The organism is Neobacillus sp. MER 74, assembly GCF_023714155.1.
The window spans coordinates 76,602-99,625 of sequence record NZ_JAMAUV010000003.1 but is presented as its reverse complement, the minus strand read 5'-3'; the positions used below and the strand labels follow the sequence as shown (position 1 = coordinate 99,625).

The 23,024-nt window shown below is 39.0% G+C and carries 18 protein-coding genes; 17 read left to right on the top strand and 1 reads right to left on the bottom strand.

The features are described 5' to 3' along the window. Positions 1-42: 42 nt before the first annotated feature. On the bottom strand, positions 43-1,104 hold the full coding sequence (locus M3610_RS07160) for a lactonase family protein (protein ID WP_098572844.1): 1,062 nt from the start codon (positions 1,102-1,104) through the stop codon (positions 43-45). Positions 1,105-1,259: 155 nt separating this feature from the next. Between M3610_RS07160 and mgrA the strand changes: the two genes are divergently transcribed. The 17 genes from mgrA (at position 1,260) to M3610_RS07075 (ending at position 22,999) form a co-directional block, all read left to right on the top strand. Beyond that, positions 1,260-2,252, top strand: coding sequence for an L-glyceraldehyde 3-phosphate reductase (gene mgrA, locus M3610_RS07155; RefSeq protein WP_251457757.1), 993 nt, complete (start codon positions 1,260-1,262; stop codon positions 2,250-2,252). Between the two features lie 212 nt (positions 2,253-2,464). Then, complete coding sequence (locus M3610_RS07150) at positions 2,465-4,915, top strand: alpha-mannosidase (protein WP_251457755.1); 2,451 nt, start codon at positions 2,465-2,467, stop codon at positions 4,913-4,915. A 137-nt stretch (positions 4,916-5,052) separates the two neighbouring features. Then, positions 5,053-6,366, top strand: a complete 1,314-nt coding sequence (locus M3610_RS07145; protein WP_098572847.1) for an amylo-alpha-1,6-glucosidase — start codon at positions 5,053-5,055, stop codon at positions 6,364-6,366. Between the two features lie 30 nt (positions 6,367-6,396). Beyond that, entirely contained in the window at positions 6,397-7,020 is a 624-nt protein-coding gene (locus M3610_RS07140; RefSeq protein WP_098572848.1) for a YesL family protein, read from the top strand. A 332-nt stretch (positions 7,021-7,352) separates the two neighbouring features. Continuing rightward, entirely contained in the window at positions 7,353-8,372 is a 1,020-nt protein-coding gene (locus M3610_RS07135) for a LacI family DNA-binding transcriptional regulator (RefSeq protein ID WP_251457753.1), read from the top strand. A gap of 105 nt (positions 8,373-8,477) precedes the next feature. Continuing rightward, entirely contained in the window at positions 8,478-9,362 is an 885-nt protein-coding gene (locus tag M3610_RS07130) for a carbohydrate ABC transporter permease (protein WP_098572850.1), read from the top strand. 62 nt (positions 9,363-9,424) lie between these two features. After that, complete coding sequence (locus tag M3610_RS07125) at positions 9,425-10,315, top strand: carbohydrate ABC transporter permease (protein ID WP_098572851.1); 891 nt, start codon at positions 9,425-9,427, stop codon at positions 10,313-10,315. 210 nt (positions 10,316-10,525) lie between these two features. Further along, positions 10,526-11,806: an ABC transporter substrate-binding protein gene (locus M3610_RS07120; RefSeq protein ID WP_251457751.1), complete on the top strand. Its 1,281-nt coding sequence runs from the start codon at positions 10,526-10,528 to the stop codon at positions 11,804-11,806. Positions 11,807-11,917: 111 nt separating this feature from the next. Beyond that, on the top strand, positions 11,918-13,210 hold the full coding sequence (locus M3610_RS07115; protein WP_251457747.1) for an amidohydrolase family protein: 1,293 nt from the start codon (positions 11,918-11,920) through the stop codon (positions 13,208-13,210). A gap of 5 nt (positions 13,211-13,215) precedes the next feature. Beyond that, the gene (locus M3610_RS07110) at positions 13,216-15,252 is read left to right on the top strand and encodes a YyaL domain-containing protein (protein WP_251457745.1); all 2,037 of its coding nucleotides are present in this window, start codon (positions 13,216-13,218) and stop codon (positions 15,250-15,252) included. A gap of 77 nt (positions 15,253-15,329) precedes the next feature. Continuing rightward, positions 15,330-15,989 (top strand): aspartate/glutamate racemase family protein, encoded by a 660-nt coding sequence (locus tag M3610_RS07105; protein WP_251457742.1) that lies wholly within the window; start codon positions 15,330-15,332, stop codon positions 15,987-15,989. A gap of 46 nt (positions 15,990-16,035) precedes the next feature. Beyond that, positions 16,036-16,953, top strand: coding sequence for a class II fructose-bisphosphate aldolase (locus M3610_RS07100; RefSeq protein WP_251457740.1), 918 nt, complete (start codon positions 16,036-16,038; stop codon positions 16,951-16,953). 31 nt (positions 16,954-16,984) lie between these two features. Continuing rightward, a complete protein-coding gene (locus tag M3610_RS07095) occupies positions 16,985-19,411 on the top strand; it encodes an alpha-mannosidase (protein WP_251457738.1) in 2,427 nt (808 codons plus the stop codon). Positions 19,412-19,413: 2 nt separating this feature from the next. Next, positions 19,414-20,085: a class II aldolase/adducin family protein gene (locus M3610_RS07090; RefSeq protein ID WP_251457736.1), complete on the top strand. Its 672-nt coding sequence runs from the start codon at positions 19,414-19,416 to the stop codon at positions 20,083-20,085. Further along, positions 20,082-21,353: a four-carbon acid sugar kinase family protein gene (locus tag M3610_RS07085; RefSeq protein ID WP_251457734.1), complete on the top strand. Its 1,272-nt coding sequence runs from the start codon at positions 20,082-20,084 to the stop codon at positions 21,351-21,353. Before M3610_RS07090 ends, M3610_RS07085 begins: the two co-directional genes overlap by 4 nt. A gap of 27 nt (positions 21,354-21,380) precedes the next feature. Continuing rightward, complete coding sequence (locus tag M3610_RS07080) at positions 21,381-22,025, top strand: D-sedoheptulose-7-phosphate isomerase (protein ID WP_251457732.1); 645 nt, start codon at positions 21,381-21,383, stop codon at positions 22,023-22,025. Further along, complete coding sequence (locus tag M3610_RS07075; protein WP_251457730.1) at positions 22,022-22,999, top strand: ROK family protein; 978 nt, start codon at positions 22,022-22,024, stop codon at positions 22,997-22,999. The genes M3610_RS07080 and M3610_RS07075 overlap by 4 nt, the downstream gene beginning before the upstream one ends. The last annotated feature ends 25 nt before the right edge of the window (positions 23,000-23,024 follow it).

The following is a 23,024-nucleotide window of genomic DNA, read 5'->3' as shown; positions in this document are numbered from 1 at the left end:
TTAACAAATTAATGAGCAATTTGTTAAGCTGTTTTTTTAATTTTAATAATTTAAAAACTTCACACAAACCGGATACGGAACCTCGATATCAGCCTGAATCAATGCAAGTTTTCCTGTGTTTTCATCACGCGAAAACAAGACGAGGTTACTGGACTCTTGGTTCGACGCCACAATGAATTTCTCTGTTGGGTCGAACATAAAATCTCTCGGCCAATCCCCTTCAGTGGAGGTGCGATCAACAAAGCTAAGCTCTCCCGTTTCTTGGTCTACACGGAAAACAGCAATACTGTTATGGCCACGATTACCCGCGTAAACAAACTGTCCATCAGATGAAATATGAATGGCGCTTCCTTGATTATTCTCGGTGAAATCTTCAGGAAGCGTAGAAATATATTGTTTCTCTGTAAAACGACCATTTTCCGAATGATAGGATAAAACAATCACTTCCGAACTAAACTCTGTCATGATATATGCAAATTTTTGGTTTGGATGGAAAACTAAATGTCTTGGTCCGCTTCCAGCCTTTAATGGAAGAAAGTGCGCTTTTGAAAGTGTCCCATCACTGTTGACTGCATAAGTAATTAAAGCATCAATACCCAATTCAACCACTGCTAGATAATTCTCATCAGGGGTGATGCCGGCATAATGGGTATGCGGTTTCTCTTGTCTTGGGTCTGGACCAGAACCTTCGTGTTTTATAACCGATGCAGCTGGTTGAATCGTTCCATCTTCCTGGTTAATTAAATAAGATTCTACCGATCCTTTATGATAATTAGCACTGAATGCATAACGGTTGTTACTGTCAACACTCACATGACAAGGCGATGAGCCCTGAAGTAACTGACGATTGAGCTCGGTTAAACCGCCTTCCCTGTTTATGGAATAAGCAACTACGCCTCCATTTTCTCCTTCTTTAGCCACAGAATAGAGGTATCGATTGTCCTTACTGATCGTGACATAAGTTGGATTCTCTAACTGTGCAGCTGCAACTTGAATATCTTCGATTCTTTTCTTATCCGTATTTAGTTTAAACGTATAGATTCCTTCGCTGCCGCCCTTGGTGTATGTTCCAATATAACCGATAAATGTTTGGTTGTTTGTCATTTTTTTGGCTCCTCGAAAAATGTAGTCTGTTTATTTTAGCAGAAATTTTATTTATTACTCAAATATAGAACCTGAATTAACTGAAAATTAATTTGATATGGTATAGTTTGGGTGTTAGTTTTATCAAAAAGCGAATAGAAATGAGGGTACCCCACATGGTTTACCAAGCTGCAGAAAATCGTTATGAATCAATGAAGTATAATCGGAGTGGCCGTTCAGGGTTATTACTACCGGCCGTTTCACTTGGACTTTGGCACAACTTTGGCGGTGTGGATACATATGAAAATGGACAGGCAATGCTGAAAAGAGCGTTTGATTTAGGGATTACCCATTTTGATTTGGCCAACAATTATGGTCCGCCGCCAGGTTCGGCTGAAGAAATGTTTGGTAGAATCTTAAAAACAGACTTTGCTCCATACCGTGATGAAATGATCATATCTTCAAAAGCGGGCTATACGATGTGGCCGGGTCCATACGGGGATTGGGGCTCAAGAAAATACTTGATATCTAGTCTAGATCAAAGTCTAAAACAAATGGGACTTGATTATGTTGATATTTTTTATTCACACCGTCCAGATCCCAATACACCACTTGAGGAAACCATGGGGGCATTAGATTCTATTGTTCGTCAAGGCAAGGCGTTATATGTTGGAATCTCTAACTATAGTGCTGAACAAGCGTCAGAAGCTATCAAAATCTTAAATCAGTTAGGAACACCTTTGTTAATCCATCAGCCAAAGTATTCGATGTTTAACCGCTGGATAGAGGATGGCTTACAGGATGTGCTTCAGGAAAACGGGGTAGGTTCAATCGCTTTTAGTCCGTTAGCGCAAGGTTTATTAACAAATAAATACCTAAAAGGGATTCCAGCCGATTCTCGTGCAGCAAGCTCTACAGGGTTCTTACGTGGGGAGCATGTAACTTCAGAAGTATTGAATCGTGTTCAAAAATTAAACGAAATTGCAACAGAGCGTGGTCAGAGTCTTTCACAAATGGCTCTTGCTTGGGTTTTACGCGGAGAAAAAGTTACTTCTGTCTTAATAGGAGCAAGCAGAGTGAGTCAAATTGAGGAAAACGTTGCTGCATTAAATAACCTTGATTTTTCAGAGGAAGAATTAGCAAGGATAGAGGATATTCTTAATGACTAAGAAGATGGATGGGCTATTGCTCATCCTTTTTTTAGGTGCTAAACTCACTTGCTTAGTTTATCGAATACACAAACTAATGTTAAGATGCTATAATAATTCCAATCGTAAACAATATTTATGAAAGCGGTATTTTTACGATTACTAGAGGCAGTTAAAACTGAAAAGAATAGTAATCTAACTAGGATTATCAATCAATCAGGAGGAAAATCTACATGAAGAATATGTTTATGATTGGAAATGCACACCTTGATCCGGTTTGGCTTTGGCGCTGGCAGGAAGGCTTTCAAGAAGTGAAAGCAACTTTTCGGTCTGCATTAGATCGTTTAAAAGAATATGAGAATTTTATATTCACGTCCAGTTCTGCGGCTTATTATGAATGGATTGAAAAAAACGATTCGAAGATGTTTGAAGAAATCAAGGAAAGAATACAAGAAGGCAGATGGGTTATTTGTGGGGGGTGGTGGATACAGCCCGATTGCAATATTCCAAGTGGCGAATCATTTGTCCGCCAAGGATTGATTGGTCAAAATTATTTTAAAGAAAAGTTCGGCGTGACAGCAAAGGTTGGCTACAATGTTGACAGCTTTGGTCATAATGGTATGCTGCCGCAAATATTAAAGAAATCCGGGATGGATTCCTATGTATTTATGAGACCCGGCCCTGAGGAAAAAGGACTTCCAAGCCGTTTGTTTTTGTGGGAATCTAAGGACGGTTCCCGAGTAAAAGCCTTTCGGATTCCTTTTGAATATTGTACCTTTGACCATCTCGAAAACCATATTATGCATTGTAAGAACGAGCTTAAACATTCGTTTAATCAATTAATGTGTTTTTATGGTGTAGGCAATCATGGGGGGGGACCAACCAAAGAAAACATAGAAATTATTGAAAAATTAAATGGAACGATGGATGATACCAATCTTATCTTTAGTTCACCCAATGACTTTTTCGAACATGTGGAAAGCCTTAAGGACACACTGCCTGTTGTTCATGATGATCTGCTCCACCATGCCGTTGGTTGTTATTCAGTTCATTCGGAAGTGAAGAAGCTAAACCGTTATTCTGAAAATCTCACATTAATGGCAGAAAAATTCTCTTCGATTGCGAATTGGACAACGGGACAAGTCTACCCTCCAGACATAAACCAGGCTTGGAAAGGGATTTTATTTAATCAGTTTCATGATATTTTAGCGGGAACAAGCATTGAATCTGCTTATCATGATGCAAGAGATTTGTATGGGGAGTCTATTAGTATCTCCTCAAGAAATATGAATTACGCTCTACAATCCTTAAGTTGGAATATTAATATTGAAGAAGAAAAAGGAATGAAGCCAATGGTTATCTTCAATCCGCATTCTTGGCCAGTAAGGGTGAATGTTGAAATTGAAGATGGGTTATTTGTTAACTATCTGCTCCCAGAAGAGTTCATTATCGAAGATGTAAACGGGAATGAAATACCATACCAAATCGTTGATCCAATCGCAAAGATTCCAAATCGAAAAAGAGTTGTATTCTTGGCAGAACTGCCTCCATTAGGATATAGCACATATAAACTTCGTGCACTTACGCCAGCTAAAGAGTTTGAAACTGTAAAAGTTAGCGAAAATGAAATGGAAAACGATCGTTTCAGGCTGGTTATTGATCAAGAATCTGGCGGGATTCGCAGCTTATTTGACAAAGTTAAGCAAATTGAGGTATTTAAGAATGACGCAGCTATTCCCGTTGTCTTAAATGACACTTTTGATACATGGGGACATGGGACGTTACGCTTTGATGAAATATCAGGGGTATTCAAGCCGGTAAGAATTAAGAAGCTTGAAGAAGGACCAGTAAGAGGGGTTATCCGGGTAACATCAAAGTTTCAATCTTCAACAATTGTTCAAGATTTTATTATGTATAAGCAATCCAATAAGATAGAAGTCAAAGTGAAAGTAAACTGGCAAGAAAGCTATCAAACTTTAAAAATCAAGTTTCCTGTAAGCTTTAATCAGCGGAATACTACCTATGAAATTCCTTTTGGGCATACTAGTCGTGAGTCGGATGGGAACGAAAAACCGATGCAAAACTGGGTTGATGTAACAGGTACAATTAGTAAACAAAGGGAAGAGATTTACGGTCTAAGTATTCTTAATGATGGAAAATATGGCGTCGATGTCAAAGGGAATACAATTAACTTAACGGTTCTAAGAAGCACAATCTATGCGCACCATGCTCCGTTCATCCCTGATTTGGACGAGGATTACCCGATTATTGATCAAGGGATTCAAACGTTTACTTATCAATTGTTACCACATGAAAACAGCTGGGAAGAGGCTGAAACGGTAAAGCATGCACTAGAATTAAATCAAAAACCACAACTGATTGTTGAAACGTATCATAAGGGTTCACTAGCGCAAGAAGATTCATTTATTTCGATAGATCAACCAAATATTATTCTTTCTGCTTTAAAGAAAGCGGAGAATCATGATGACTTGATTATTCGTTTAGTTGAAACGAATAACGCAGAAACGGTCGCAAAAGTCGAATTGAAAAATTGGGGAAGAGCTATGGAACTGCATTTTGGACCAATGGAAATCAAAACATTATGCATTCCGAAAAATCAGAAAGAGCCTATTTATGAAACCAATCTAATTGAAAATCTCAATCAGGCACTGGTTACCGTATGAAGCGCAGCGAAATAATTCACCGTTTACATGATTGCTGCGTCACAGGAAGTGGAATAATTAATTTTTGAAAAAAATCATTTAGTAATAAGAACATGGATTTATCCATCTATAATAAATTGACTGGGGGAAGCAGTTTGATGGATGCTAGAATAGTTGAAAAGGGCAGAGAAAAGGCAGAAAAAATTTTGTTGCAAAACGGGGGAGAACTTGGTTTACTGGGATCAAGTACTGCTTACCAGCAAGTTTGGGCAAGAGACAGTATGATTTGCGGACTGGGTCTTTTAGCCTGCAGCAGTGAGGAGGGGCCAACGATTCATCGCAGGTCATTGGAGACATTAGGACAGTTTCAAAGTGAACTGGGAAAGATTCCTCATAATGTTGGTTTTCCCAATGTATTAGACCCCGCATTAATTGCACATGGTGGAAAACTTGGTGTTGAAGGTGAAAGTGGACAAGCAGTGGAAGATTCTATCCACGCGGGTTGTGTAGACGGGAATATTTGGTATATTATTGGTCATTATGCGTATTACCAGGAAATGAACGATCAAGAATTTTTACGAAAATGGTGGGGGAATTTAGAAAAGGCACTGCTTTGGCTTCGATATCAAGATTCGAATGAGTGTGGGTTATTAGAGGTTCATGAGGCAATGGACTGGGCTGATTTATTTGCCAACCGCTATAATGTTCTTTTCGATAATGTTTTATATGCAGCGGCCTGGAAGTGTATGGGACATATGGCTGATGCGTTAAACATCCCTTCGAGCTATTATTATGAAAATGCAGCTGATGTTAAGAAAAAAATTAATATTCTTCTGTGGATTACTCCGGATAATCAGGAAAAGATGGACTGGGTAAAAGCTGAGCGAAAAGAATGGATTTATCCAATTAAGCGGGTCGAAACGGAATTGGTAGAAAGACCATTTTATTTACCGTATATGGGGTTCCGCGATTATGCAGACCGATTTGATACACTTGCCAACCTGCTGGCAATCGTCTTTGGAATTGCGGATGAAACACAAGCAAATAAAATATTGGATTATATTCATGGCTGCGGCATCAATGAGCCTTATCCAGTTCAGGCCTTGTATCCAGCCATTCGCGAGGGGGAAAAGGATTGGCGGGATTATTATCGCGTTCGGAATCTTAATTTGCCTCATCATTACCATAATGGAGGTGCATGGCCGTTTATTGGGGGATTCTATGTTACCGCGTTAATTCAGGCCAAAAGGTTTGATGAAGCGAACTATCAATTAGAGAAATTAGCAAGCATGAATAAAGCAGGTAAGAAAAATGAGTGGGAATTTAACGAATGGTTCCATGGCCAATCAGGAAGACCGATGGGATATGCAGGTCAATCATGGTCGGCAGCCATGTATCTGTTTGCAGAGAATGCTGTTAGAAATCAGAAGGTAAATATTTTTAATAGTGAACACCAATGGGTATCCTATTAAATTTTCTTATATATTAAAGGATGATTATGAATGAATACTAAGGGCATAAAAGGTTTTATCTATCGGATTACGGAACTCGTGATGCAATTTGCCTATCTGCAATTGTTGTGGATTTTGTTCACAATAGTCGGGTTAGGGATTTTTGGTATCTTTCCTTCAACAGCAGCCATGTTTTCTGTGGTTAGAAAATGGGTAATGGGAGCTGAGGATGCACCTGTTTTTAAAACATTCTGGCAGACGTATAAAACCGAATTTGTAAAGGTAAATGGACTTGGATTAATTTTCGTTGCGATGGGATGGTTATTATATGTTGACTTCCACTTCTTTACCATGGGAGACTCAGTTGGCAGCTCACTATTGAAAATAGTAACGATCTTTATCTCATATTTTTTTATCACTACTGCCATTTATTTTTTCCCTATTTTTGTTCATTTTCACTATCGTTTTTTTGACTACGTAAAATATAGCTTTTTATATAGTGTTGCTTCTCCACTAAGGACAGCGGGTATTTTTATTATTTCTTGTGTAATCTATTACTTGCTATTGAAAGTACCTTCACTTTTTCTCATCTTTAGCGGAAGTGTTATTAGTTATATTTGGATGTGGTATGTTTACTTGACGATTACTAGAACACAGGCGGCCAAAAAAGGATGAGTTTTTCGAGTTAACTTGCTTTCTATCATAATAAAAAAGAATTGTTTGACAATAATAGTGATAGGCATTAAAATTAACTTAATTAATAAATTCCTTACCCTAAAATGGGAACGTTCCCATTTTAGGGTATCAAGTTACTAGTAACAAGCCTTTTACTAGCCATGATCTAACTATCATATTTTTTTTATGCGTAATGTAAACGGTTTCTGTTTTTATATTATTAGTAATAGTCAGTTAATTTAGTTTCTCAAAGAACAACATTTGGTTTGGTCTTTTATGGGAACGTTCCTACATAATAAAGAGACAAAACGTATAGAAAGGAGGCCAATATAGTGAATCCAACAATTATAGATGTTGCTAAACTAGCTAATACATCGAAGAGTACGGTATCCCGTTATCTAAATGGTCTGCCAATAAAAAAAGAAACAGAAGAAGCGTTAAAAAAAGCGATTAAGGAATTAAACTACCACCGCAATGAAAATGCCAGAAGATTGGTTGTCAATAAGACACAAACCATAGGAATTGTGGTTGATAGTATTGCCAATATGTTTTATTCATCCATTTTTAAGGGGATTGAAGAAGTTGCAAAGGAAAATGGTTTTAATTGTGTGTTCTACAGTATGACCTCCAATAAATACACAGAGTCATATTTTCAAAACTTAGTTTTTGAGGGGCACGTAGATGGGATCATCTTAATTAGTTTTATGAAAAGAGATGTTAAAGATCTTTTGGAAATAGCAAACGCAGGGATTCCTGTTGTTGTTTTTGGTGATACGGCCGGAGTGAAGGATTTGGTTTCGGTGGATGTTGATAATTACTATGGTATTTCAGAGCTTGTGCGTTATCTCCATCGAATTGGCCATCAAAAAATAGCTTATATTTCAGGGCCAAAAGACGCAGCTGCAACGGAGTGCCGCTTAGCCGGATACCTTGAAACGATGGAACACTTAGGATTAACTGTTAATCCAAAGTGGGTGGTTCCAACAGATTGGTCTAATGAGGACGGATATAATGCTATGAATCATTTATTAACGATAGGTGATTTCACAGCTGTTTTAGCTTCAAATGATGAAACGGCCATTGGGGCCTTAAGGGCAGTACAGGAACGAGGCTATAATGTTCCGGCTGATCTATCGATTACAGGATTTGACGATATCACACTGGCAAGCTGGACTTACCCGCCATTAACAACTGTAAAACAGCCGTTCTTGGAAATGGGGAAAAAAGCAGCGTCTGAATTATTTAAGCGCATGGGAAATTCTGAGGAATACATCTCAGAACGCCATTTGTTAAAACCAGAACTGATTATCCGTGATTCATGCAGGAAAATATCAAATCCGGTTATGAGATAAAAGTTACTGAAAAGGCAATCCATCAATATAGTGTGAAACTAGATTAATGGATTGGTACATACGGACAAACATTGGAGCACAAAAAAGTTTAAAGGCTGTGAAAAAATGAGGAAATCATCTATAAACAAATCCAAATATGGTTTTTATTTTGTAGTTCCGTTTTTCGTTTCATTTTTTATTTTTGGCTTAGCACCAATCATTTACTCTCTTTATCTAAGTTTTACGAAGTGGGATGGTTTCTCCGATCCTGTATTCGTTGGATTGGCGAATTATTCACGCTTAATCCATGATACTTTCTTTTATAAGGCGATTGGGAATACGTTAATCATTTGGATACTATCCATTATTCCGCAATTGATTCTAGCCTTAGCCTTAGCAATGATTCTTAATGAGAAATTCATTAAAGGAAAGCATTTCTTTCGAGCGGTTTACTATTTTCCAAATATCATTACACCGGTAACACTCGGAGTGTTGTTTAGTTTAATGTTCGATTGGCAAACAGGGAGTGTAAATAAACTTTTAATGAGTATTGGACTCATCGATGACCCAGTAAACTGGTTTAATAGTCCCTGGCTATCCAGAATTATTGTCGCGGGAGTTATTATGTGGCAGTACTTTGGCTTCAACATGTTAGTTTTTATCGCAGGTCTTCAATCGATACCAGAGGAATTATATGAAGCTGCTGAGGTAGATGGAGCATCGAAATTTACAATCGCTACAAAGATTACCCTGCCATTATTAAAACCGGTCCTGTTATTTACCTTTATCACCTCCATTATCGGTGGTTTGCAATTGTTTGACGCCCCATTAATGTTAGGAAATGGTCCTGATAACTCTACGCTGACAATGGTTATGTACTTATATCAAACAGCGTTCAAAAACTTCGATTATAGTTATGGAGCAGCCATCGCATATGCTATTTTTGTTATCATCTTAATCTTCTCATTGATTTCGATTAAGTTTTCAAAAATGAACAAAGTTGAACAGTAAAATAAGACAAGTAGAAGAAAAACAGGAGCACTTCGGCGAGGAATTGGAAAGGAGATCCCTTTATGATAGCTAACAATGGCATTGCTGATAACGTTACAATTAATGAAGTTAAAACGAAAAAAGAGAGAAACATTAGTAAATATTTAGGCAAATTCGCTGTGTATTTCTTATTGCTGCTAGTCGCATTCACATGTCTGGTACCCTTTTATAGTATGATGGTCACTTCAACCCACGCGAATTCAGATATTGCTAGGAAACTGCTTCTTCTTCCTGGTTCTGAGTTTCTAGAAAACTATCATCGTTTGATTGATACGGTGCCGATTTGGAGAGGTTTTGCTAATACGCTGTTTATAACGATTACTTCAACAGCACTAAATTTATACTTCTCGGCTCTAGCTGGTTATGGATTTTCAAAATTTGATTATAAAGGAAAAAACATTCTGTTTCTTGCTGTACTAGGGACGATGATGATTCCGGGTCAATTAGGAATTATCGGCTTTTTTAAACTTATGGATTCATTCCATATGTTAAATACGTATTGGCCGCTTATCCTTCCATCCATTTCAAACGCATTTGGGATCTTCTTCATGAAACAAATGTGTGATTCAAGTATTCCGACAGAAATTCTCGAATCAGGCAGAATTGATGGGTGTGGTGAAATAAAAATATTCCACCGGTTAGTCCTTCCATTGCTAATGCCGGCTGTAGCAACACTAGGAATCTTTTCTTTTATTGGAAAGTGGAATGATTTCTTAACACCAATGATTATTCTTTTTGATAATGAGCTGCAGACCTTACCTGTAATGATAGCCAGTGTAAAGTCTCAATTTTCAACAGACTTTGGAGCGATGTATGTAGGAATTGTCATTTCAGTTATACCAATCTTAATCTTTTTCTCTATCGTTTCTAAGAAGATTATTAGTGGTGTTACTGCGGGGGCACTAAAAGGATAATGATCTTTAATCTTGTTGGAGGTGTTGTAGAAAAAAGACCTCAGTGCAAGTACATCCTTCAGTGAAAGAGTGGAACTCCTCCACTGAAGAAATGCTTACCTTATCCATCTTTCATAGGTGTAAAAGAATTGACGGTCTTAGCCACCTAATGAAGACGATAAGAAAAATATTAGACCTTCATTATATCAAAAAAAGGAGCTGTAAATCTATATGAAAAAGTGGCTTTCTATCTTATTTGCTTCTGTTCTTGTTCTAGCATTATTTGCTGGCTGTTCGAAAAGTGAGGAGACTGCGTCAGGCAGTATGAATAAAGATAATAATAAAGTGGAAGGTAAATTAACCATTTGGACATTCTTTGGTCAAGTCGAAGATATGGCCAAAGAATTTGAGAAGAAATACCCGGATGCGGATGTTGAAGTAAAAATCTTCCCTGGGGATCAATACCAAACGAAACTATTAAACGTCCTACAATCAGGCAGAGATGTCCCAGATATTTTTGACTTAGAAAGAGGCTATATTGACAAGTTTATCAATTCTAAGTTTGCTGTAAATCTTTCAGACATGGGTGCAGAAGACCTTGTAAAAGATTATGTACCATACGTACAAGCATTAGGAAGAGATTCTAAGGGCGATGTAAAAGCGATATCTGATCACTCTTCACCAGGTGCTTTCTGGTATATCAAAGAAAATGCAAAGAAATACCTCGGAACAGATGATCCAGAAAAAATCAGTCAAATGGTCGATTCCTATGACAAAATTATTGAGTTAGGGAAGAAAGTAAATCAAGACAGTAACGGAAAAGTTCACTTAATATCTCACTTTGGTGATATCTATAACATCGAAGCTTATAATACTAAGCCATGGGTGAAAGATGGAAAATTAACGATTGATTCTGCTTGGAAGAAAAATTATGAATTACAAAAAGAGATTTTTAATAATGATGTAGATGCAAAATTAGAATTCTTCTCTGCAGGCTGGGGTAATGCCATTAATGACGGAAGTGTTGTGTTAACTGCAATGCCAGCATGGGCAAGCTTCATGGTCGATAACAAAAATGATAAGGCAGTAAATAAATATGGTGTTGCAAGAACTCCAAAAGGGTTTTACATGGGTGGAACATACCGATCTATTTATGAAAAATCACCGAACAAAGAGTTAGCTTATAAGTTTATTGAGTTTATTGCCAGCAAAGAATGGCAGCAGCATAATCTAGAAGTTACAGGAAATATGCCTGGATTATTATCAGTATATGAAGACAACTTGGATACTTATAAATCTCCAATGTTTGGCGATCAAAATGTATTAAAACCATATTACGATACGGTTAAAGATATTCCTGACTATAAGTCCGATAAATATGGTGAAGAAGTGTTAAGTAAATGGAGAAAAGTAGCTGGCCAAGGAATAAAAAATAATGAAAATATTGATAGTGTCATTAAGAAATTCAAGAAAGAAGTTAAGAACACATTCCCAGAACTTAAGGTAGATTAATAGTTTGTTGTTAAGCAGAGGATGACTTAAAAATGAAATGGCAGCCCCCTGCCGCACTAAGTTGTTTGAAAAAACGATATGGAGCGGTTTTAAGGAGGGGGGCGTATTCTTTTGAGTCATCCTTTACTTTTGGAAGGAGCAGCACCTGTGAGCAGTATACATGAGGAAATAAATAAAATTCGCATCATCGATGGACATGAACATATTGATCCGATGGAAATTCGAAAGAAAAATAAAGTAGATTTCTTTGGTCTGCTTCATTATTTAGAATCAGACTTGATCACTGCAGGAATGAAACGAGGCTTGTTAAACGTAAATTCACCATTAACTGCAGAAGAGAAAGCGGAACAATTCTTGTTGTATTATCACAAAACGCAAAATACAACCTATGCACGGTTATTAAAAACAGCAGTCCACGATTTATTTGGTATGGATGACTGGTCTGTAAATGGAATATTAGCTTTAAATGAAAAAGTATTAGCAGCTACAAATGATGAAACCTGGTATAGGAAAGTTTTGAATGAAAAATCGGGAATTGATTTAGCTATTACTTTGCCTTTTACGACCAATGTTGATTTTTCCCTTTTTCGACCTGTCATGTTTTTAGATTTTGCCTTTAAACTCCGAACCATTAAGGATGTACAGGTTATTGAAAGACAGACTGGAAAGCACGTTCAGACATTCCAAGAATATCTTCATGCTGTGGATGCCTTATTAAATAAATTTGTGAATGAAGGAATGGTTGCTGTTAAGTTAGGTCATGCCTATTGGAGGACGCTGAAGACGCTAAAGCCAACCTTCCATGAGGCAGAACGATGCTTTAACACCCTGCTTTCTTCTATTATAGATGAACCTATGTCGCAAAAAGAATCGGTCATTTTACAAGATTACTTAATTCATCACGTTATCCAATGCTCCATCAACTATGAATTACCAATTCAAATTCATACAGGGCACCATGAAACCAGTGTTTCGGGCAATGGCAATATTATTACCAACTCGAAGGTAACGGATCTCATTCCGCTATTGGCAGCCTATCCGGAAGCAAATTTTGTGCTATTACATTGCGGGCTTCCATACCATCAGGAATATCTGAGTATTGTAAAAAATTATCCGAATGTGTATGCGGATTTTACCTGGGTGTATGCCATCTCTCCAACGATAGCCAAGCAAATCCTGCACCAAATGATTGAGATGGTTCCGCAAAATAAGATCTTTGGTTTTGGCGGAGATTACAACTTCGTTGAAGGAACATATGCACATCAAAAGCTAGCACGCAAAATTGTGGGCGATGTCTTAGTAGAAAAAGTGCAGGATCAACTTTTAACAGAAAAAGAAGCAGTTGAATTTGCCAGAAGAATTTTTAGAGAGAATTTGATTGAACTTTACAAACTAAAGGTGTGATTTCAGTGGGGACATTTATTAACATACTTGAAAACGGGAAGAAACAAACCGAAATACAGGTCTATACTTCGGAACGGAAAAGCGGAAATGCATACCTTCAATTTGACTCCCTTCTTGATATATATGATGAAGAAAAGACGATTGAAAACATTCAAATCGACCATGTTGAAGAAATTGTTGGGGGCTACCACATTTCGGGTCATGGAGAGTACATCTCTGTTGAATCGGAATGGAAGAATGCTCAATCTGGATGTGGCTTTATTCAAGTGAATCTAAAGGTAACCTATAAAAAAGAAACATCCGGTAATTACGGGTTACAGGTTAATGGCAATTTAGCAGGCAGCGGGAAGCCGACTTGGATGATTCCTGGCGCTTTTTATAAAGAAAATCGCTTCGAGCATAATACCAGGAAATATCCAAGATATGATTACCGGGATGGCAATCATGAGGAGATGGTATCGGATCATTGGTCATTTCGTTCAGACCGTGCCGCACTGCCGGCTGTTTTTGCCTGGAATGATGAAATGTGCGGTGCACTTTGTGTCGATGAAATGAGTGAAGTAGGGTTAACTAGCCTAGGATTCAGAGGAAATGACTCTACTACATCCGTTTGGGTTAATTTTCCATATAAAGAAGAACCAGTCACATTTGTTGGTGAACCGATTCCACAGCCAAAGGACATTTCCTTGTACACATTTAAGCCAGGGGAAACCGTTCATTTACAGTTTAAAATCTATACCGCCTCATCTGATTTACATTCATATGATCCATTCGTCCGTGAAATGTACAGGCAGCACCAACAAGAGTACGCTTTAAATCCTTGGATGGGTCTTGAGGAGGCATCAGAATTAACTGCCCATGGTTTATATCGTTGGCACTATATGCCAGAACATAGTATTTTAGCCGAAACGGCTGCGTTTGACCGTGAGTTTAATAATAATGTAAAAGGAATGGGAGATCGTCCCCATATGCATGTGGGATGGGTCAGCGGTGCGCCATATTCATACGCCCTGCTTACCTATGGCAGAAAGAATGGTCATCAACCATATGTTGATGCTGCCATTGATGTAATGAACAATATTGCTTCGGCGCTTGCTCCGAGTGGAACATTCTGGGCATCATGGGTACTTGGCAAGGGCTGGGGAACTGGCTGGAATCCCAAGAATACCTGGCTGCAGGCAAGAACAATCTCTGAAGCCACATTGTTTTTGGTGCGTGCCTTAGCCTTTGAAAAGGAAGCAGGGGTAAGTCATCCAGATTGGGAAAAAGCAGTCCAATCCAACTTAGACTTCGCTGTAAAGAATCAACGGTCTGATGGAAATTTCGGGTCTTATTACCATTTTGAAACAGGTGAGGTCGAAGAATGGGACGGGGCAGGAGGAATTTTATGGATCGCTTCACTCCTTGAAGGAAGCAACTTCTTTGAAAAAGAAGAGTATCGCCTTGCGGCAGTAAAGGCGGGGCATTATTATGAACATTTCGTACTGGACGAATACATTTACGGGGCACCAGAGGATGTTCATTTAACTCCAACATCTGAAGATGCTTATAATGCAGTGGTTGCCTATGTACTACTCTATGAAAATGACAAAAACGATAAATGGTTAAAGCTTGCCAAACATGCGGCTGATTGGTTAATGACCTTCCGATGGACTTACAACCTTGCCTTTCCAGAGCAAACATTTTTGCATCAATATGATTTTCGTTCACGTGGTGCGGACCAGGCATCACCTTCTAACCAGCATTTACATAATTATGGGCTATTCTGTGTTCCTGAGATGCTTCGTTTATGGAAGTACACAGATGATTCCTATTACTTAGACCGGACAAGGGATCATATTGCATGTTTCCTGCAGTTTATTGCAAGGAAAGATGGCGATTTTAATGCTTACAAAGGAATGGTAACCGAGCGTTTTTATAATACAAATTGTTTTCAGCCAAAGGGAATGATGCTGACATTATCACATTCTTGGTGTGTAGGCCTTGTGTTATATGCCACCCAGGAAGCCTTACCTTTTAACCACTCATTACAACTGTCTTAATCTGAAAATTCCATTAACCATCTTGGCTTCCCATGATGGTTAATTTGTTATTACTATTTAAATGGAGGAAACTTGGTATGAAAAAAAAACTTGCGATTATTCACACGACTCCTGTTACGATTGAGCCTTTGAAAGAGTTAGCCGTCAAGACGATTGGAGATTGCGAGATTATTAATTTGGTGGATGACTCTATCCTGCCGCAGTTAAGCAAAAATGGCGGAAATATACAGGAAATCGCCCAACGCTGGGAAAGTTATGCAAAGATTGCGGAGCAGCAGGGGGCGGATTGTATTTTAAATGCATGCTCTTCGATTGGAGAACTTGTTTCTATTACACAACCAAAAGTATCTACTCCTATTGTTCGGATTGATGATGCGATGGCAGAATTTGCAATTCATTCAGCTGAAAAAATCGGGGTAGCAGCTACATTGGAAACGACACTAAAGCCAACCTTAGAGTTGTTAAAACAAAAAGCAAGTGAAAAAGGGAAAGCAGTTGAAATTGAGCCAATCCTCGTGGCATCTGCCTATCAGAAATTAATGGCCCATGATAAGGAAGGACATGATTTAGATCTAGCAATTGCCTTAAGGGAGCTGGCTAAAAAAGTCGATATCGTGGTATTAGCACAAGCATCGATGGCAAGGGTCGTGTCCAATTTTACAGAGGAAGAGCAAAGTCTCTTTGTAACAAGTCCTGAATTGGGAATGGATGCAGTTAAGCGAACACTTCAAAAATAAAAACGAATAAACCACTACAAATACATAATAGAAGGAATGACGACAAATGAATCAATTAAAACCAGCAAATGTCCTCCCGTTAACGAAAGCACTTGAAATGGCAGAAAAATTTCACTATGCAACAGGATCCTTTTCACCGCGCTATACAGCCATGATTGCACCAGTTCTACTAGCGGGTCAAAAGTCAGCATCCCCGCTGATTGTTCAAATTTCACAAAAAGAATTAGAACGTTACGGAATTACTCCGTTTGAATTTGCAGATGAGTTTTATTTGCAGCTTGAAAAGTTAGCAATTACTGTCCCAGTAGTTTTACATCTTGACCATACAAAAGACATGCAAGTAATTAAAGATGCCATTGCTGCTGGCTTCACATCAGTAATGATTGATGCTTCAGAAAAACCATTTGCGGAAAATGTAAAAATCACAAAGGAAGTCGTCGAATATGCACACGCCAAAGGAGTTTCTGTAGAGGCAGAACTTGGAATGATTGGAACCACTGATTTTATCGAAACCGATCATGATGAAGAATTATATACGGACCCGGTTGAAGCGGCTGAATTTGTTAAGCAGACAGGTGTTGATGCATTAGCTGTATCATGCGGAACTGCACATGGTGTGTATATGGTTCGTGAACCAAAGGTTGATTTCGAACGGTTAAGCGCTATTCGAGAATTAACTCCTGTACATCTCGTGCTTCACGGAGGATCAGGTGTACCTAGTGAAATGATGCAAAAGGCATTTCAATTGCCAAATGGCGGGGTAAGTAAAGTAAATATTGCCACCGATCTCGAACTTTCTTTCTTAAAAGCGATTGGACGTGAAGAAAGATTGACAAATGAAGAGTGTAATCATTTACAAGTTGAGATTTTACAAGTAGGCCAGGCAGCGGTTGGAGAAACCGTTACGGAGAAAATCACACAATTTCTATTAAGTGATAACAAAGCAAGTCAATTCAACCAATAGAACAACGAGAATAAGGGCAGGGGTTGAGGAAATGAAAAATAAGACATTTCATATGATTGGGAACGCTCATTTAGATCCGGTTTGGCTTTGGCAATGGCAAGAAGGGTTTCAAGAAACAAAAGCTACGTTTCGGTCTGCCTTGGATCGAATGAAAGAATACGAGGATTTCATTTTCACTTCTAGTTCAGCTTCGATGTACGAATGGGTAGAAGAAAATGAACCTGAAATGTTTGCTGAAATTAAGGAGCGAATCAAAGAAGGACGCTGGCAAATTGTTGGCGGCTGGTGGATTCAGCCGGATTGTAACATACCAAACGGAGAATCCTTTGTACGACAAGGACTTTATGGTCAGCGCTATTTTCAAGAAAAATTTGGTGTAACAGCCAAGGTTGGCTACAACGTTGATAGTTTTGGTCATCATGGAATGCTGCCCCAAATTTTGAAAAAAAGCGGAATGGACTCTTATGTCTTCATGCGGCCGGCCCCCAATGAAAAAGGGCTGCCAAGTAATCTATTTTGGTGGGAATCAGATGATGGCTCACGCGTGTTGGCCTTTCGAATTATGCATGAATATAATTCATGGGGTAAAGAACTAGATCGGATTGTCAAGCGTTGTAAAGGTGAGTTTAAAGGGAACGTGCAAGACCAGATGATTTTTTACGGCGTTGGAAACCATGGCGGCGGACCAACAAAGGAAAATATTGAAAGCATTTATCGTTTAAATGAGGATCCAGCACTTCCTAATCTAGTATTCTCCACTCCTGAAGAATATTTTGAAAAAGTGAAGGATACAAAGGGTTTGCCAGTTGTTCATGATGACCTGCAGCATCATGCGAGCGGCTGCTATGCAGCCCATTCAGGAGTAAAGCAATACAATCGAAAGGCAGAAAATATGCTGGTAACGGCTGAGAAATATTCAGCTCTTGCATTTTGGTTAACAGGACAAGCTTATCCTGCTGAGTTTAACCGGGCTTGGAAGAATGTATTATTTAATCAATTCCACGATATTTTGGCGGGAACAAGCATTGAGCCAGCGTATGAGGACGCGCGGAATTTATACGGAGAAGCCTTGGCTATTGCTGACCGGGCACTGAATAATGCTATCCAGTCTATTTCATGGAAGATAGACATTGAGCAGGATGAGCGAATGAGGCCCATTGTTGTCTTTAATCCACACGCCTGGAATAGCAAAGTGAATGTCGAAATCGAAATTGGCAGCATTAAACCAACATCAGTGTTAATCGATGACCAAGGCCAGGCAGTTCCGTTTCAAACGGTACAATCTCAAGCGACAGCGGGCGGACGATACCGCTTAAACTTTTTAGCTGATTTACCAGCTATGGGATACCGTGTTTATCGGATTTATTCTGAATTACCTGGGATCGAAACAGATGTGGAACCAATAACAGCAAGTTCACATGCAATGGAAAATGATCGCTTTAAAATGGAGTTTGATCCTGAAACTGGTTGGATTTCTAGTCTATTTGACAAAAAGACGGGGCATGAAGTATTTTCAGGTCCAGCATCAAGGCCGGTAGTGATCAACGATAAAACTGATACATGGAGTCATGACACACTTCATTTTAATGAAAAGATTGGTGACTTCAAGGCTGTAAAAGTATATCTTGCTGAGCATGGGCCGGTTAAATCAGTGATCCGCGTGAAAAGTGAATACAACCGTTCTATCTTAATCCAAGACTTTACAATGTATCATGAAAAGGAACAAATCGATGTAAAAGTAACCGTTGATTGGCGCGAGAAATTTAAGATGCTTAAGCTTGTTTTTCCAATTAATTCGATCTTTAGAAAACAGACTTATGAAATTCCATATGGAACAATTGAACGAGAACATAATGGTGAAGAAGAGCCAGGGCAAAGCTGGGTTGATGTTACTGGTGTTACACCAAACCATGAGGGAGTTTATGGATTAAGTCTCATGAATGACGCAAAATCCAGCTATAGCATTCATAATAAAGAGCTTGCATTAACCGTATTACGAAGCCCGATCTACGCTCATCATGATCCACTCGTACCAGAAGAGGACGGGGAATACTCATTTATTGATCAAGGTATACAACGTTTTGAATACTCATTACTACCTCATGAGGGAAGCTGGGAAGAGGCAGAAACACCGAAAAGGGCAGCGGAGCTAATTTGTAAACCAATCTCAATTATTGAGACTTTCCATAAAGGTTCGTTACCACAAAATGATTCTTATGTGACTGTAACTGCTGATAATGTGCTCGTAAGTGCAATTAAAAAGGCAGAAGACAATGAAGATTTAATCATTCGATTATATGAAACAAATAAACTGCCAACGGAAGCAGAAATCACCTTGCCAAAATTTGATCGGAAGTTCAAGGCTGTCTTTAAGCCTTCTGAAATTAAAACCTTCCGTATTCCCAAGAATATTAATGAACCTGTCAGAGAGACAAATTTGATTGAATGGGATGAATAACAATGGTTATTTTCGATAAAAAACAAGATTTAAAAAGGCAATTAAGAGAAACAGGGAAATATATGATGCAATATGACCTCGCCTGGGGGAATTCAGGGAATATCAGTGCCAAAACCGAGGAAAGTTCGTTTTTAATTACGGCGAGCGGAACGTATTTAGGGGATTTGGATTTAGAGGATTTTGCCGAATGTTCGATTGAAACAGGCCAGGGTATAGGCAGTGGCAGAAAACCTTCTAAGGAAATTCCGATGCATCTCGCTATCTATGAAACTCGTCCAGAGATTGGCGCTGTTTTGCATGCCTCGCCTTTATATAGTACATTGGTTGCTTCTTCAAACATTGAAATTCCTTCGTCATGGTTTGTTGAAGACATGTATTATTTGGAAAAGATTGAGCGGGTGCCTTATGCACACCCTGGTTCAAAGGAACTTGGTGAGCTTGTTCGGGAACAAGCGAAAAAGGCAAACATTCTTCTATTAGAAAATCATGGCGTTCTTGTTTATGATACTTCCTTAAAAGAAGCGAAAATGGCATTGCAAACATTAGAAATGGCATGTCGAATGCTAGTAATCTCGCAAAAAGCTGGTGTACACATTCAAGAACTTTCTGAGGAAAAGGTCCAAAGTTTTCTTGTGGATTCAGGATATAAGCCAAGAAGGAAGTGGGAACATTGATTGGAATCGTTGCGGATGATATTACCGGAGCAAATGATATTGGAATCATGTTTGCAAAGTCAGATTGGGAGACAGTAGTATTTCCTTATCCATTTCGCAATAAAATGGGAACGTTCCCACCAGATGTATTAATCATCGATACGAACTCACGTCTGGATCAAACTGAAGAGGCCTATGAGAAAGTATTTGCAAGTACCAAAAGTCTCCAGACTCTTGGTTGTGAACAATTTTTCAATAAGACCTGTTCTGTTTTTAGAGGAAATATTGGTGCGGAATTTGATGCAATGCTCGATGCGCTTGAAAGCGAATTTGCGGTGATTGTTCTTGGGTTTCCTAAAAACGGCCGAACGACGATACATGGGCAGCACTTTGTTCATGGAAAGAAATTAGCAGATTCTGAGTTTCGTCATGATCCTGTCCATCCGATGCATCGCTCGGATTTGGTTGGAATTTTACAAGCGCAGACAGAAAGAAAAGTGGAACTAGTTGATCATAAGATTGTTGAACAAGGCAGTGAAAAACTGAAACAAAAAATTAATTCAATGCGCTCCCATTGCCAGTACTTAATTATTGATGTCAAGGATCAGTCTTCGTTACAAGTCATTGCTAAAGCAATAAAGAATGAAAAAATTATTTGTGGTGCATCAGGGATTGCAGAAGAATTAGCCCTCGTCATGAACAAAGCTCAAAAAGGCATGGGTTCGATCTCCATCCCCAAATTGGAATCAGGGGTATTGTGTGCGGCCGGCAGCTTGATGCCGCAAACCTTTCATCAAGTAGAAGAAATGAAACAGCGCGGACTTCCTGTTTTTGAAATGAAATCACCGATTCTTTTTTCGGATCAAAAGGATGCCCATTTAGAGGAACTTATTACGAATCTTGTCACGCGGTTAAATGATGGCAAGGATGTTCTTGTTCACTCCTCTAATATTCAAGAGATAGTCCAAGAAACAAAACAACTAGGTACAAGTTTGGGTTATACCAATACTTCCGTTTCAAGAATGGTATCTGAAAGCTTAGCGTTTGTAGTAGATGAGACATTAAAAAGAACAAAAGTTAACCGATTGTTATTAGCAGGAGGAGAAACATCTGCTTCTGTTTGCAGCCGGCTCGGCGTCGAGGGATTGACTGTATGGAGAGAAATTGAACCAGGTCTTCCTTCATGTATTACGTTAGATCCTCCAACGCGGATGCTCGTACTGAAGTCAGGAAGCTTTGGAAGTAAGGATTTCTTTGCTAAGGCAATAAAGCACCTGAAAGAAAATTAAACTAACCATTTAATAGGGGATGTAGCAATGAATGCCAATTTAATGAATGCTAACTTAGAAAAGCTATTTAGAAAGTATCCGGAATTAGTAGAATGCCAAACAAGTATAGAGGAAGCATTCGAAGTGATTAAACAGGCTTATCAGTCAGGAAGAAAGCTGTTATTAGCAGGTAACGGCGGCAGTGCGGCTGATTGTGAGCATGTTGTTGGTGAATTAATGAAGGGCTTTATGTCAAAACGTCCATTATCACAAGAGATGAAAGATAAACTAGCTTCTTTTTCAGGTGGCGATTACTACCTGGGAGAAAATTTACAAGGGGCTCTCCCTGCAATCTCATTGGTAAGTCACTCAGCACTCATGACGGCATTCGCCAATGATGTTGCCCCAGATATGGTTTTTGCCCAACAAGTGTACGGATATGGTAAAGCAGGTGATGTATTTATCGGCTTTAGTACCTCGGGTAACTCCAAAAATATAAATCATGCGGTAAAGGTTGCCAAAGCCCTTGGGTTAGTAACCATTGGATTCACTGGAAAAGGCGGTGGAGAATTGAAAACGTTATGCGATGTAACCATTTCAGTCCCCTTTGATTCCACACCTGATATACAAGAAAGACATCTCCCGATTTACCATACCCTTTGTATTTTATTAGAGGAGGCGTTTTTTGGATGATTCCCGTTTTAGCCGGTTTAGATATTGGCGGTACAAAATGTGCCGTTGTATTAGGAGTGGAAGATGAAAAAGGAATTAAGGTAGTGGCAAAGCAAAGCTTTCCTACTCCGGGGAAACCTGACTCAGCCCTTTTAACAATGATGGATGAGTTAGAAAAGTTATTGCAGGAACAAAATGAAATGGAATTGAAAGCCATAGGAATCAGCTGTGGAGGCCCGCTTGATAGTAAAAAGGGTTTGATATTGTCGCCCCCAAATCTACCAAACTGGGATCGGGTTGATGTGGTTTCACTATTAAAAGAACGTTTTCAAGTTCCCGTTTCTCTCCAAAATGATGCCAATGCCTGTGCATTGGCTGAATGGAAATGGGGAGCAGGAAAAGGCACGAACAACATGATTTTTCTAACGTTCGGTACAGGAATGGGTGCAGGTTTTATTTTGGATGGTCGTTTATATACAGGAACAAATGATTTCGCTGGCGAGGTCGGGCATATTCGTTTAGAGGATGATGGTCCGATTGGATTCGGAAAGGCAGGCTCATTTGAAGGCTTCTGCAGTGGCGGCGGAATCGCCCGCTTGGCACAGATGAAGGCAAAAGAGTGGTTAAATCAGGGAAGAGTGACCTCTGTTTGTTCTAATCAAGATGAAATTGCAGCAATTACAGCAAAAACAGTTGGTGAAGCGGCTCAAGCAGGCGATCTGTTTGCCACTGAGATCTACCGCATTGTTGGGCAAAAATTAGGTCGAGGACTGGCTTTATTAGTGGATATGCTAAATCCAGAAAGAATTATCATTGGAAGCATTTATTTGCGCCAGGAAGCATTGCTGAAGCCAATTGTCATGGAAGAACTTCGAAAGGAAGCACTTTCTTATTCTCTCGATGTTTGTACTGTGGTTCCTTCTGGCTTAGGAGAAAGTGTAGGTGACCTGGCAGCGCTTTCTGTTGCCAAATATGGACTAGAAATCAACGGTTAAGTTCTTTAACAAAAAATGAACAAAA